We start from the raw sequence: 11,760 nt of genomic DNA, 5'->3' as shown, positions 1-11,760 counted from the left end.
GCATGCCCGTATCCACCCCGGAGCCCGAGCGGCCGCCGGGATGCGGAGAGGACGCGACCGTGGCCGTCGGACCTGTGGAACACCTCGTCATCGCCTTCCCCGGCAGCGGCTTCACCGGGGCCGTCGTGCCCGTCCTCGCCGATGCCGTGGCGTCCGGTGCCGTGCGCGCCGGAGATCTGGCCTTCGTCCGTCGCGCCGAAGGTGGTGCGTTGGCCCCGGTGGAGCTGGCGGAGCTCGACCCGGAGGGGACGGTGCCGGCCGACGGGGCGGAGGGCGGGGCGGCCGTGGCGCTGAGCGCCGGGAACGTGGAGGTGCTGGAGCGGAGCGTGCCGGAGGGCGAGACGGTCGCCCTCGTCGTCCGGGAGGACCTGTGGACCTCGCAGCTCGCCCGCGCCTTCCGGGAGGCGGGCGGCGCGTTCGCGACCCACGAGCGCTTCGGCGTGACCGGGTCGGACGCGGACGAGGCGGGTGAGGGGGACGACATCATCACCCGGCTGGAGCGGCTCGCCGAGCTGTGGCGACGGGACGTGCTCACGGACGCCGAGTTCGCGGAGCAGAAGGCGAATCTGCTGGCGGACTGAGTTCCGGCCGGTGGGTCGTTGGGCCGATGGAGTCCTAGGCGTTCTCATCAGGGAAAGAGGCAGTTCATCGTGCAGACCGCCCGGACCGTTCCGGCCGCCACCGTTGTCAATCTGCGCGACCTGGGGGGCATCGTCCTGGGCCGTGACCGCCGGGTGCGGCAAGGTGTCCTGTTCCGCTCGGGGCAGCTGAGCGACCTGGAACCGGACCGCGACCGGGCGGTGGCCGCGCTCGGCATCCGTACGGTCGTCGACCTGCGCACCGCCGACGAACGGCAGTGGTCCCCTGACCGGCTCCCGGATCGGGCCCGGCTCTTCGTCGCCGACGTCCTCGGCGACCACCCGGGAGTGGCACCGGCCAGGCTCAAGGCGCTGCTCGCCGATCCGGACGAGGCGGAACGCGCGCTGGGCGGCGGCCGGGCCGAGGAGCTGTTCGCCGAGACCTACCGCAAGATGGTGCTCTCGCCCGGCGCGGCGGCCGCCTACCGGGCCTTCCTGGAGACCGCCGCGGACCCGGGCGCGCGGCCGGTGATCTTCCACTGCACGGCCGGCAAGGACCGCACCGGCTGGGCGGCGGCCGTCCTGCTGATGATCCTGGGGGCATCCCGGGAGACCGTGCGGCAGGACTTCCTCGCGGTGAACCCCGCCGTACGGGCCGCGTTCGCTCCGTACGTCCAGAAGTTCCTGGACGCCGGCGGCGACCCCGCCGTCGCGGCGGCGGTCGTCGAGGTGCGCCCCCGCTATCTGGACATGGCGCTCGACGCGATGGACGAGCGGTGGGGCGGTCTCGACGGCTACGTACGCACCGGCCTGCGCATCCCCGGACCCGCGCTGGAGCGGCTGCGCGAGGGGCTGGTGATCAGCGGCTGAGCTCCGGTGCGGACGGGAGCGCGATGTGACAGCCATACCCCTAGGGGGTATGTTGATGGGGTGTCGGAAACCGTCGTCGTCCGCTGGGGGACAGCCATGAACACCGGACTGAGAATCGCGGCCTTCGTCGCCGCGGTCGCCGCCGTCTTCGCCGTCGCCTTCGGTGTCGGCAGGGTCGCGGGGCCGGACCCGGAGCCCACTCCCGGGCCCTCCACCCATCAGCCCTCCGCCCATCAGGAGGAGAGCCACGGAGAGGGGGCGCCGTGAGAGCGCGGTCCGCACGACGCGAGGGCCGGTCCCACCGGCATGCGTCGGTGGGACCGGCCCTCGCGTCGTGGCGCCGTGCGGTCGCCGTTCAGAGGCGGACGAGGCGTTCCGTCAGGTCGCGGTACTGCTGGAGGGCGATGCGCAGATCCTCCGTCCCCGCCTCGGACCGCTCGCCGTCGCGGTCGGTGCGCAGCAGCCGGGACCGCTCGGCCAGGGCCTGCGTGAGCTCGGCGACGACCTCGTCGAAGGCCGCGTCGGCCTCCTGCACCGCCTGACGCGGGTTCTCCACGAAGCCGGCCACCGCCTGGTGGATGCGGGCGTCGAACCTCTCCCGCTGGTCGGCGGCGAACAGTGGGCGGCCGTTCTCCTTCGCCGTGTCCCTGCCGTGGGAGGAGGCCGTCGTCCGTCCGGTCTCCCGGCCCCGGTCCGTACGGGCGGAGTCGGCGAGCGTCTTGTCGGCGTGGGTCTGACCGGCGGCCGGGACGGACGTGCCGTCCGTGCGGGCGGCCGTCGGCGGGGATCCGGAGGGTTTGGCGGCCGTCGGCGGCACGGGTGTGCCGAGCGCGTCGCCGGGAGGCGTCACCGGCGGGACGCGCTCGGCCCCGGTCGACGATGTGGGCCTGTCGGACGTGTTGCCGGTGCTGCCGGTCTCGTTCGGAGTCTGCGTCATGATGTGCCCCGTCCCTTCGTGAGCTGTCGGTTGCCGTGGTCACGTGTCGCCGGGCCGTCCGCGAGGAGGGCGTCGAAGAGGCCGCGGGCGTCGACGAAGGCCTCGCGCATCTCCTCGGTGCCGGTGCCGTCCTTCCGCGCGGTGTGCACCCTGCGGTAGCCGTCGACATGGTGGGCGTGGTGGACGGAGAGCGCGGCGGTGCGGTCCTCGAAGCTCTCACCGGCCGGGAAGCCCCGGTCGCGGGAGAGATCGCCCAGCAGCGCGTCGGCCTCGTTCAACGCCTGCTGCGGCGACTCGACGAACTGCTCCTGGGTGCGGGCCCAGCGGGCGGTGTAATCCGCGCGGGCCGCCTCGGTCAGCGGCCGCTTCTCCAGGTCGCCGTGGAGCTTCACCCGCTCACCGAGCTCCTGCTCGGCCGCCTTGGTGTCGCCGCCGTGCCGGGCGAGCACCCGGTCGTACTCGGGGCCGAAGCGGCTGCGCAGTCCTCGACCGCCACCGGCGGAACCGCCGCGGACCAGGAAGAAGTAGACGGCGGCGGCCACCACGAGGGCCACGGCGATGATGATGATCACTGTTGTCATGGCTACCGCCCCCACCGCTCATCGGCCGGTACGCAGCTTCGTTGTCGCACAGTGGTCAACCCCTTTCGGTCCGGGCCCGGCGGAAAAGCCACCGGGCGGCGTGCAGGAGTCCGTGTACCCCCGAACGGCCGTTCATGCGTTCGATGCCTGCCGGAGTGCTCGGTGTACGGTGCACGTGTCGGCGTACGTAATACTCGACGCATGAGATCAGGAGTTACGCGCTCCGGGCGCGGTCCGCACCGCCCGGACCCGGTGATCCGCCGGGCGACGCCGCGTGACGCCCGCCGGCTCACCCGGCTGGTCCGGACGTCACGCGCCTACGAGGGCCCGTACGCCCCGATGGTCGCCGGATACCGCGTGGGACCGGACTACATCGAGGCGCACCGGGTCTTCGTCGCCGCCGACCGCGCCGACGACCGGGTCCTCGGCTTCTACGCGCTGATCCTCCAGCCACCCGAGCTCGACCTCATGTTCGTCGCCGACGAGGCGCAGGGGCTCGGCATCGGGCGGCTGCTCATCGGCCATCTGCGCGAGGAGGCGAAGCGGGCGGGCCTGACCGGTGTACGGATCGTGGCGCACCCGCCCGCCGAGGGCTTCTACCGGGGTGTGGGCGCCGAACCCGTCGGCACCGCCCGGGCGAACCCGCCCGCGGTGATGTGGGACCGCCCCGCATTCCTGCTCCCCGTGGGGCGCTGAGGGCCCGCGCTCAGCCGCCGTAGGGGCGGGTGATGAGCTCCATGCCATGACCGCTCGGATCGGGGAAGTAGGCACCCCGGCCGCCGTCGTTGTGGTTGATCTCGCCCGGGAGCTTCAGGTGAGGATCGGCGTAGTACGCGATCCCCAGCTCCTGGATCCTGCCGAACGCCGCGTCGAACTCCGGCTCCGAGATGAGGAAGGCGTAGTGCTGCGGCACGATCGACGCCTCGGGGATTGTCGCGAAATCCAGGGTGACGTCGTTCGCCAGGACGACGGGGATGAACGGGCCCCATTCCGGTCCGACTTCAAGGTTCAGCAGATCCGCCAGGAATTCGGCGGACTCGCGGTTGTCGCGGGAATGAATGATGGTGTGGTTCAACTCGACTGACACGGTGGAATGCCTCCAGCGGGCATCTCACGGGCTACCTCCACGCCTCACCCGGACGGTGACCGACGCGCGATGCCGTGAGCGCGATCCTAGACGAACGGTGTGAGGCGGTCGAGCGGGAAGTGCGGGCATCACCGGTGGGATTGTGCCCGTGAGGCCGGGGCACCTGTCATCCCGAATCGAATGGGTGTGTCAGTGCCCCGGTCGCGTCGAAGTCGAGGAGAGTGCCCGTGTCAACGACCAATGGCAGAGGTCGCGAGGAGACCGAGGAGGAGCGGGCGGACCGGCAGTGGTCCGAACTGCTCCAGGAACTGCGCGTCGCCCAGACCGGGGTGCAGATCCTCTTCGGCTTTCTCCTCGCCGTGGTGTTCCAGCCGAGGTTCGCCGAGCTTTCGGAGGTGGACCGCGACATCTACGTCGTCACCGTGGTGCTCGGCTCGGCGACCGTCGCCGCGCTCATCGGTCCCGTCACCTACCACCGGCTGCTCACCGGCCGCCGGCTGAAGCCGGAGACGGTCATCTGGGCCTCACGCATGACCGTGGTCGGACTGGTGCTGCTGTTCCTGACGATGTGCTCGACCCTGCTGCTGATCATGCGGGTCGCCCTCCACAACACCTTCGCCCTCTGGCTGGTCGGCGGAATAGCGCTGTGGTTCCTCGCCTGCTGGTTCGTCTTCCCGGTCTGGGCGCTGGCCCGCGGCCGCTCCGGACCGCGCACGGACGAGGAGCCTGCCCAAGGCCCGTCGGCCGGCACGAAGGACGCCGGCGCGAAGCACTGAGCGGGTCAGTTCTCCGGGCCCACCGGGCCGCGCAGATCGGTCACCGTGAACAGCGCGCCGTCAGGGTCCCGCAGGGTGGCCTCCTTGCCGCCGAGGACGGACCGCTCCTCGACCAGGGAGCCGCCCTGCCGTTCGGCCGCCGCGACCGTCACGGGGACGTCGTCCACCGGGAACTGCACCTGCCAGTGCGGGCGCACCAGAGGATCGACGGCGGCCTCCACCGCCCCGGAGCCGATCCGGGCCAGCGGCCGCCCCTCGCACCGCACGATGACCTCGTCACCCTCGTACGCGACGTCGCAGCATCCGGCACGTCCGCTCGCCCAGTCGAGTACCTCGCCGTAGAAGATCGCCGCGTCGAAGGCGTTGCGGGTCCGCAGCCGCAGCCACGCGTGCGCGTGGCCGTCGGGGGCCGGCGGGGAGGAGGAGGGCTCGGTGCGCTCCCAGAGGCCGAACGCGGCACCGTCCCGGTCGGAGGCCAGGACGCCCCGGCCCTTGCCGAGCGTCAGCGGCCCCACCGCCACCGTGCCGCTGCGCTCCCGGACCCGGGCGGCGGCCACATCGGCGTCCGCGACCGCGAAGTACGGCGTCCACGCCACCGCGACCTGGTACGCGGTCGACACGGCGTAGATGCCCGCCACCGGGATGTCGCCGCGCCGGGCCACGGAGAACTCCGCGCCGAGCTGCCCCGGGCGGAACGACCAGCCCAGGACCCCGGTGTAGAACCGCTGGGCGGCCTGCAGGTCCCGGGTCATCAGGGTGACCCAGCACGGCGCGGCGGGGCCCGTCAGGGGCGCTGCCGAGGGGGCCGTACGGGGATCGCTTCCGGTCATGGTCCACTGCCTTCTCACGGGTGTGCGGCGCGGGGCGGCCGCTGCGGTCCAGCACCCACCATCGGCCGCCCCGTGCGGCGGCGCAACGCGGGCCGCGCTCGGAGTCCGACCAAGTTGTCGAACAGCACGGCGGGTGAGCCTGAGATCAGCCCGCCCACGGTCTTGGCTGCGCGCGATCACGAGGTTGGCCGCGAGCGCGACCAGGACCGTGACGCGGGTTCGTCGATCGGCGACCGACCGGCTCATCACCGCCTCCGGTGACGAGGGGGCCGGCGGACCCGCCTCCGCGGGGGAGGGGTCAGCTGCGCGGAGGATCCGTATCGGTGCGCGGGTCGTCCTGGTGGGGCGGGAGCGGCGTGTTGCCGTGATCGTCGAGCTGGTGCGGATTGAGGGCGCTGCCGTCGGCGGGGAAGCGGTCGGAGGCGTGCGGGTCGTGCGCTTCGATGTGCGTGCGCCTCTCCGGCTTCGTGGGCTGCTCGTGGGGGAGCGGCGGCGGTAGTTCGGCGTCCTTCTTCCGCTTGCCGAGCAGGAAACCGCCGATCAGCAGACCCACCACGGCGAGCGCGGCGATGGGGAAGAGGACGGCCGCCAGCGCGCCCGTCCCGTCGGCGAGTGGGGCGGCCAGTGACTGCGTGGCTCCGTTCGATACGTCCATGGTTGCCGCATACCCCGGGAGGAGGGCGTCAGTCGGCTGTTCACATCAATTCATGTTTTATGAGTACCTCAGGGGAAAAGCGTTTCGCATGGTGCGAATCGGCTACACGATGATGACCGAACAGACCGGACCCCGAGAGCTCGTGCGGGACGTGGTGGCCGCGGAAAAGGCGGGATTCGACTTCTCCGTCACCTCCGACCACTACTTCCCCTGGCTCCGGGAACAGGGTCATGCCCCCTACGCGTGGGCGGTCCTCGGCGCGGCGGCGCAGGCCACCGAGCGGATCGGCCTGATGACGTACGTGACCTGTCCGACCACCCGCTACCACCCGGCCGTCGTCGCCCAGAAGGCCGCGACGCTGCAGATCCTCGCCGGGGGGCGCTTCCGGCTGGGCCTCGGCTCCGGCGAGAACCTCAACGAACACGTCGTCGGCGGGGGATGGCCCGCCGCCCATGTGCGGCTGGAGATGCTCGAAGAGGCCGTGGAGATCATCGGTGCCCTCTTCGACGGCGGTGACGTCAGCCACCACGGCACCCACTTCGACGTGGAGAACGCGCGGCTCTGGGACCTGCCCGAGACCCGGGTGCCGATCGGTGTCGCGGTCTCCGGCCCGGTCTCCTGCGCGCTCGCCGGCCGTGGCGCCGACCTGGTGATCGCGACCGAGCCCAAGAGCGGGTTGCTCGACGACTTCGACCGGCACGGAGGCGAAGGCAAGCCCCGGGTGGGCCAGCTGCCCGTCTGCTACGACCCCGACCGGGACGCCGCCGTCGCCCGCGCCCACGAACAGTTCCGCTGGTCGGTCGGCGGCTGGAAGGTCAACTCCGAACTCCCCGGACCGGCGAGTTTCGCCCAGGCGACCGAACTCGTCCGCAAGGAGGACATCGCGTCGGCCATCCCGTGCGGACAGGACGTCGACACGTTCGTCGACGCGGTGCGCGCCTACAGCGACGCGGGATTCACCGAGATCGCACTGGTCCAGGTGGGCGGGGAACACCAGCAGTCCTTCATCTCGTGGGCGGAGAAGTCCCTCCTGCCCGCTCTGCGCGACCTGTAGCCCTCTTCGGCCCTCCCGTGTCGCCGTCGGCCCGGTGCGGGGTGAGCCTGGAGTGGACCCGAGGGCCGGCACCCGATGGAAGGAACCCCGTGAACAGCACCCCCGAACGAAGCGGCGACGACTCGACGGCCGGTCAGGAGGTGCTGGTGTCGCTGAGCCGGTGCGACCTCGCGGACGCGCGGAGCGTGTTCGGCGTGCTCGGCAGCGCCTTCGACTCCGACCGGGACGCGGGCGACGCACCCGAGGCGACGAGCGGCCCCCGCCCGACCGTCTGGGTCACCACCGTCGACGTGTCCGAGCCGAAGGCCGCCGCCGAACCCGTGACGTTGACCGCCCCGGTCACGGTGGACGCCCAGGGCGGCTACTGGGCCGTCGACCGGCTCCGGGAGCACCTCACCGGCGCGTTCGCCGTGCGCGTCGTCGGTACGGCGGCGGGGGACCAGGAGCAGGAGGTGAGGCTGCGCCTGGACAACCGCTGACACGCTCGGTGGCCCCCGCGGGGCCGCGTACGCCGAAGAGCCTGTGAGCAGGGCCGACAGCAGCCCGATGTGAAAGGTGTTCGAGCATGGATTCCCTCGCCCTGGAAACGGTCACCGCACCGGAACCGGTCACCGTCGAACGGTCCACCGTGACCCTCCACGTCAACGGAGAGGAGACCGAGGTGACGCTCGACCACCGCACCACGGTCCTGGACCTGTTGCGGGAACAGCTCGGCCTGACCGGTGCCAAGAAGGGCTGCGACCACGGCCAGTGCGGCGCCTGCACGGTCCTCGTGGAGGGGCGCCGCGCCAACAGCTGTCTGCTGCTCGCCGTCGCCCAGGACGGCGCGGCGATCACCACGGTGGAGGGTCTCGCCGACGGCGACACCCTCCACCCTCTGCAGCAGGCGTTCGTCGAACGCGACGCCCTGCAGTGCGGCTACTGCACCCCCGGGCAGATCTGTTCGGCCGTCGGCATGCTCAAAGAGGCCGCCGACGGCCACCCGTCGCACGCCACCCCGCCGGACGCCCTGACCGCGGACCCCGCCCCTCTCGACGCGGAGGAGATCCGCGAGCGGATGAGCGGCAACCTGTGCCGGTGCGGGGCCTACCCCCGGATCGTCGAAGCCATCGAGGACGTGACACCGTGAAGCCGTTCGGCTATCAGCGACCCACCACCACCGCCGAGGCCGTACGGCTCTGCGCGGAGGGAGCCGGAGCCCGGTTCCTGGGCGGTGGCACCAACCTCGTCGACCTCATGAAACTCGGCGTCGAGGAACCCGGCCTCCTCATCGACGTCACCAAACTGCCGCTGGGCCGGGTGGCCCCGGCCCCGGACGGCGGCCTGCGGATCGGCGCCACCGTCCGCAACAGCGACCTCGCCGCCCACCCCGACGTACGCCGCGACTACCCGGTGCTCACCCAGGCGCTGCTGGCCGGGGCCTCGGGTCAGCTCCGCAACACCGCCACCACCGGCGGCAACCTCCTCCAGCGCACCCGCTGCTCCTACTTCCAGGACGTCTCCAAGCCCTGCAACAAGCGGCGCCCCGGCTCCGGCTGCCCCGCCCGCGAAGGCTCCCACCGCGACCTCGCGATCCTCGGGCACTCGCAGGAGTGCGTGGCCACCAACCCCTCCGACATGGCCGTGGCCCTCGCCGCGCTCGACGCCACCGTGCTGCTGCTGGGGCCGGAGGGCGAACGGGCCGTCCCCGTCACCGAGTTCCACCGGCTGCCGGGGGAGAACCCCGACCAGGACACCGTGATCAGGCCCGGCGAGCTGATCACCGAGGTGGTGCTCCCGCCGCCCGCCCCCGGTACGGTCTCCCGCTACCGCAAGGCCCGCGACCGGGCGTCGTACGCCTTCGCCCTGGTCTCCGTCGCCGCCACCCTCCAGGTGGAGGCCGGCCGTGTGGAGCGGGCCACGCTCGCGTTCGGCGGTGTCGCCCACCGGCCGTGGCGCGCCCGCAGGGCCGAGGCCGAACTGCTCGGCGCCCCCGCCACCCCCGCCGCCTTCCAGCACGCCCTGATCGCCGAACTGGCCGAGGCGCAGCCCCTGCGCGACAACGCTTTCAAGGTGGACCTCGTCCGCCGCGTCGCCCAGGACGTCCTCGGCGAACTCAGCGACCCGCGACGCCCCGAGGCCGGCCCGGCCACCTGACCCCACCCCCCCGCCCACCGACCGGAGGCCCCGCCGCCATGACCCACGCCCCGCAGCTCACCGGTGCGCCCGTCGTCCGCAGGGAGGCCCGGGACAAGGTCACCGGCACCGCCCGGTACGCGGCCGAGCACACTCCGCCCGGCACCCTGTACGCCTGGCCGGTTGCGGCCACCGTCGCCGCCGGCCGGGTCACCGCCGTACGTGCGGTCGACGCGCTCGCCGTCCCCGGCGTCCACACCGTCCTCACCCACGACAACGCGCCGGCCCTCGCCGAACCCGATGACCCGATCCTCGCCGTCCTCCAGAGCGACCGGGTCCCGCACCACGGCTGGCCGATCGCCCTCGTCGTCGCCGATTCCCCCGAGGCCGCCCGGACGGGCGCGGGGCGGCTGCTCGTCGAGTACGAGAGCGACGAGCACGACGTGACCCTCACCGAGGACCACCCGGGCCTCTACACACCCGAGGAGGCCAACGGCGGCTTCCCCGCCGTCCGCAAGCGCGGGGACTTCGAGCGGTCCTTCGCCGCCGCCCCCGTCCAGGTCGACGCCACCTACCGCCTCATCTCGCTCCACAACCACCCCATGGAGCCCCACGCGGCCACCGCGTGGTGGGAGGACGGGCACCTCACCGTCCACGACTCCAGCCAGGGCTCCAACGGCGTACGCAAGAGCCTCGCCCGGGTCTTCGACCTGGACCCCGCGCACATCACCGTCGTCTCCGAGCACGTCGGCGGCGGATTCGGCTCCAAGGGCACCACCCGCCCCCAGGCGATCCTGGCCGCCATGGCCGCCCGGCACACCGGCCACCCGGTGAAGATGGTGTTCCCCCGCGCCCAGCTCGCGGAGGTCGTCGGCCACCGGGCCCCCACCATCCAGCGGGTGCGCCTCGGCGCCGACCTCGACGGTGTCCTCCAGGCCGTCTCCCAGGAGATCGTCACCCACACCTCCACCATCAAGGAGTTCGTCGAGCAGGCCGCCGTACCCGCCCGCACGATGTACGGATCCCCGGACAGCACGACCACCCACCGGGTGACCGCCCTCGACGTCCCCAGCCCCTCCTGGATGCGCGCGCCGGGCGAGGCCTCGGGGATGTACGCGCTGGAGTCGGCCATGGACGAACTCGCCTCCGCCCTCGGCATGGACCCGGTCGATCTGCGGCTGCGCAACGACCCGGCCACCGAACCGGACAGCGACCGCCCCTTCAGCAGCCGGGGCCTGGCCACCTGCCTGCGCGAAGGCGCCCAGCGCTTCGGCTGGCACGGCCGCGACCCCCGTCCCGCCGTCCGCCAGGAGGGCCGCTGGCTGCTCGGTACGGGCGTGGCCTCGGCGACGTACCCCGTCCTCGTCTCCCGGTCCTCCGCACGCGCCCACGCGGCGGCCGACGGCACCTTCCGGATCGAGGTCAACGCCACCGACATCGGCACCGGCGCCCGGACCGTCCTCGCCCAGATCGCCGCGTCGGCCCTCGCCACCGACGTGGAGAGCGTCTACGTGCGGATCGGCTCCACCGACCTGCCCACCGCCCCTCTCGCCGGCGGCTCCTCCGGCACAGCCTCCTGGGGTTGGGCCGTGCACAAGGCGGCGACCGCCCTGGCCGACCGCCTGGCCGGCCACCGTGGCCCGCTGCCCGCCGAGGGGTTCACCGCCACCGGCGACACCGAGGAGGAGGCCGCCGCCGAATCCCCGTACGCCCGGCACGCCTTCGGCGCCCACTTCGCCGAGACGGCCGTCGACTCCGTCACCGGCGAGGTCCGGGTCCGCCGGCTCCTCGGCGTGTATGCCGCCGGGAAGATCCTCAACGCCCGCACCGCACGCTCCCAGTTCACCGGCGGCATGGTCATGGGTATCGGCATGGCGCTGACCGAGGGATCCGCCATCGACCCGGTCTTCGGCGACTTCACGGCCAAGGACCTGGCCGCCTACCACGTGCCCGTCCACGCCGACACCCTCGACATCCAGGCGCACTGGATCGACGAGGACGACCGCCACCTCAACCCCATGGGTTCCAAGGGGATCGGCGAGATCGGTATCGTCGGCACCGCGGCCGCCATCGGGAACGCGGTCCGCCACGCCACCGGGGCCCGGCTGCGGGAACTGCCGCTCACCCCCGACCGGCTGCTGCCCTACCTCCTGTGACGCCTCCTGCGGCGGCCGGACGGCCCTCACCAGGGCCAATAGCTCATCTGTTGCGGGGACGGCGCACCCGAGTCACCCTGTTGAGTGACCCAGAAGTGATTGGTGCTCACGCTTCGTGTTC

Annotated in this window: 15 protein-coding genes; 10 read left to right on the top strand and 5 right to left on the bottom strand. The window is 72.6% G+C overall.

Annotation, left to right across the window (positions count from 1 at the left end):
• The first annotated feature begins 59 nt into the window (after positions 1–59).
• The 3 genes from AMK21_RS22790 to AMK21_RS34895 all read left to right on the top strand — a co-directional run bounded on the left by AMK21_RS22790 (position 60) and on the right by AMK21_RS34895 (position 1,715).
• The gene (locus tag AMK21_RS22790) at positions 60–581 is read left to right on the top strand and encodes a DUF6325 family protein (protein WP_073880834.1); all 522 of its coding nucleotides are present in this window, start codon (positions 60–62) and stop codon (positions 579–581) included.
• Between the two features lie 69 nt (positions 582–650).
• Positions 651–1,448 (top strand): tyrosine-protein phosphatase, encoded by a 798-nt coding sequence (locus AMK21_RS22785; protein ID WP_073880832.1) that lies wholly within the window; start codon positions 651–653, stop codon positions 1,446–1,448.
• 60 nt (positions 1,449–1,508) lie between these two features.
• Positions 1,509–1,715, top strand: coding sequence for a hypothetical protein (locus tag AMK21_RS34895; RefSeq protein ID WP_143194878.1), 207 nt, complete (start codon positions 1,509–1,511; stop codon positions 1,713–1,715).
• An 88-nt stretch (positions 1,716–1,803) separates the two neighbouring features.
• Here the strand turns inward: AMK21_RS34895 and AMK21_RS22780 are convergent, their stop codons facing one another.
• Together AMK21_RS22780 and AMK21_RS22775 are read right to left on the bottom strand one after the other, a co-directional pair.
• Positions 1,804–2,385 (bottom strand): hypothetical protein, encoded by a 582-nt coding sequence (locus AMK21_RS22780; RefSeq protein ID WP_073880830.1) that lies wholly within the window; start codon positions 2,383–2,385, stop codon positions 1,804–1,806.
• The gene (locus AMK21_RS22775) at positions 2,382–2,966 is read right to left on the bottom strand and encodes a hypothetical protein (RefSeq protein ID WP_073880828.1); all 585 of its coding nucleotides are present in this window, start codon (positions 2,964–2,966) and stop codon (positions 2,382–2,384) included. Before AMK21_RS22775 ends, AMK21_RS22780 begins: the two co-directional genes overlap by 4 nt.
• Positions 2,967–3,167: 201 nt before the next feature.
• On the opposite strand from AMK21_RS22775, the gene AMK21_RS22770 reads away from it, so the two are divergent.
• Entirely contained in the window at positions 3,168–3,662 is a 495-nt protein-coding gene (locus AMK21_RS22770; RefSeq protein WP_073880826.1) for a GNAT family N-acetyltransferase, read from the top strand.
• Positions 3,663–3,672: 10 nt separating this feature from the next.
• Here the strand turns inward: AMK21_RS22770 and AMK21_RS22765 are convergent, their stop codons facing one another.
• Entirely contained in the window at positions 3,673–4,053 is a 381-nt protein-coding gene (locus tag AMK21_RS22765; RefSeq protein WP_073880824.1) for a VOC family protein, read from the bottom strand.
• A 227-nt stretch (positions 4,054–4,280) separates the two neighbouring features.
• On the opposite strand from AMK21_RS22765, the gene AMK21_RS22760 reads away from it, so the two are divergent.
• The gene (locus tag AMK21_RS22760; RefSeq protein WP_073880822.1) at positions 4,281–4,829 is read left to right on the top strand and encodes a DUF6328 family protein; all 549 of its coding nucleotides are present in this window, start codon (positions 4,281–4,283) and stop codon (positions 4,827–4,829) included.
• A gap of 5 nt (positions 4,830–4,834) precedes the next feature.
• On the opposite strand, the gene AMK21_RS22755 is transcribed toward AMK21_RS22760, so the two are convergent.
• Both AMK21_RS22755 and AMK21_RS22750 read right to left on the bottom strand, forming a co-directional pair.
• Positions 4,835–5,659, bottom strand: a complete 825-nt coding sequence (locus AMK21_RS22755; RefSeq protein ID WP_073880820.1) for a VOC family protein — start codon at positions 5,657–5,659, stop codon at positions 4,835–4,837.
• Between the two features lie 298 nt (positions 5,660–5,957).
• On the bottom strand, positions 5,958–6,314 hold the full coding sequence (locus AMK21_RS22750) for a DUF6479 family protein (RefSeq protein WP_073880818.1): 357 nt from the start codon (positions 6,312–6,314) through the stop codon (positions 5,958–5,960).
• Positions 6,315–6,402: 88 nt separating this feature from the next.
• Between AMK21_RS22750 and AMK21_RS22745 the strand changes: the two genes are divergently transcribed.
• The 5 genes from AMK21_RS22745 (at position 6,403) to AMK21_RS22725 (ending at position 11,639) form a co-directional block, all read left to right on the top strand.
• Entirely contained in the window at positions 6,403–7,368 is a 966-nt protein-coding gene (locus AMK21_RS22745) for an LLM class F420-dependent oxidoreductase (RefSeq protein WP_073880816.1), read from the top strand.
• An 89-nt stretch (positions 7,369–7,457) separates the two neighbouring features.
• A complete protein-coding gene (locus AMK21_RS22740; protein ID WP_073880814.1) occupies positions 7,458–7,847 on the top strand; it encodes a hypothetical protein in 390 nt (129 codons plus the stop codon).
• Between the two features lie 86 nt (positions 7,848–7,933).
• A complete protein-coding gene (locus AMK21_RS22735) occupies positions 7,934–8,497 on the top strand; it encodes a 2Fe-2S iron-sulfur cluster-binding protein (RefSeq protein WP_073880812.1) in 564 nt (187 codons plus the stop codon).
• Positions 8,494–9,504, top strand: coding sequence for an FAD binding domain-containing protein (locus AMK21_RS22730; protein WP_073880809.1), 1,011 nt, complete (start codon positions 8,494–8,496; stop codon positions 9,502–9,504). The genes AMK21_RS22735 and AMK21_RS22730 overlap by 4 nt, the downstream gene beginning before the upstream one ends.
• A gap of 38 nt (positions 9,505–9,542) precedes the next feature.
• On the top strand, positions 9,543–11,639 hold the full coding sequence (locus AMK21_RS22725; protein WP_073880807.1) for a xanthine dehydrogenase family protein molybdopterin-binding subunit: 2,097 nt from the start codon (positions 9,543–9,545) through the stop codon (positions 11,637–11,639).
• The last annotated feature ends 121 nt before the right edge of the window (positions 11,640–11,760 follow it).

It is taken from the genome of Streptomyces sp. CB00316, assembly GCF_001905595.1.
GTDB lineage: Bacteria > Actinomycetota > Actinomycetes > Streptomycetales > Streptomycetaceae > Streptomyces.
Note: the sequence above shows the minus strand (reverse complement) of the source record. Positions and strands in the feature narration are given on the sequence as shown.

What these genes read in the sequence shown, in the direction of transcription:
- AMK21_RS22780 (WP_073880830.1), bottom strand. Translation starts at nt 2,385, where the DNA reads ATGACGCAGACTCCGAACGAGACCGGCAGCACCGGCAACACGTCCGAC.
- AMK21_RS22775 (WP_073880828.1), bottom strand. Translation starts at nt 2,966, where the DNA reads ATGACAACAGTGATCATCATCATCGCCGTGGCCCTCGTGGTGGCCGCC.
- AMK21_RS22770 (WP_073880826.1), top strand. Translation starts at nt 3,168, where the DNA reads ATGAGATCAGGAGTTACGCGCTCCGGGCGCGGTCCGCACCGCCCGGAC.
- AMK21_RS22755 (WP_073880820.1), bottom strand. Translation starts at nt 5,659, where the DNA reads ATGACCGGAAGCGATCCCCGTACGGCCCCCTCGGCAGCGCCCCTGACG.
- AMK21_RS22750 (WP_073880818.1), bottom strand. Translation starts at nt 6,314, where the DNA reads ATGGACGTATCGAACGGAGCCACGCAGTCACTGGCCGCCCCACTCGCC.
- AMK21_RS22745 (WP_073880816.1), top strand. Translation starts at nt 6,403, where the DNA reads ATGGTGCGAATCGGCTACACGATGATGACCGAACAGACCGGACCCCGA.
- AMK21_RS22735 (WP_073880812.1), top strand. Translation starts at nt 7,934, where the DNA reads ATGGATTCCCTCGCCCTGGAAACGGTCACCGCACCGGAACCGGTCACC.
- AMK21_RS22725 (WP_073880807.1), top strand. Translation starts at nt 9,543, where the DNA reads ATGACCCACGCCCCGCAGCTCACCGGTGCGCCCGTCGTCCGCAGGGAG.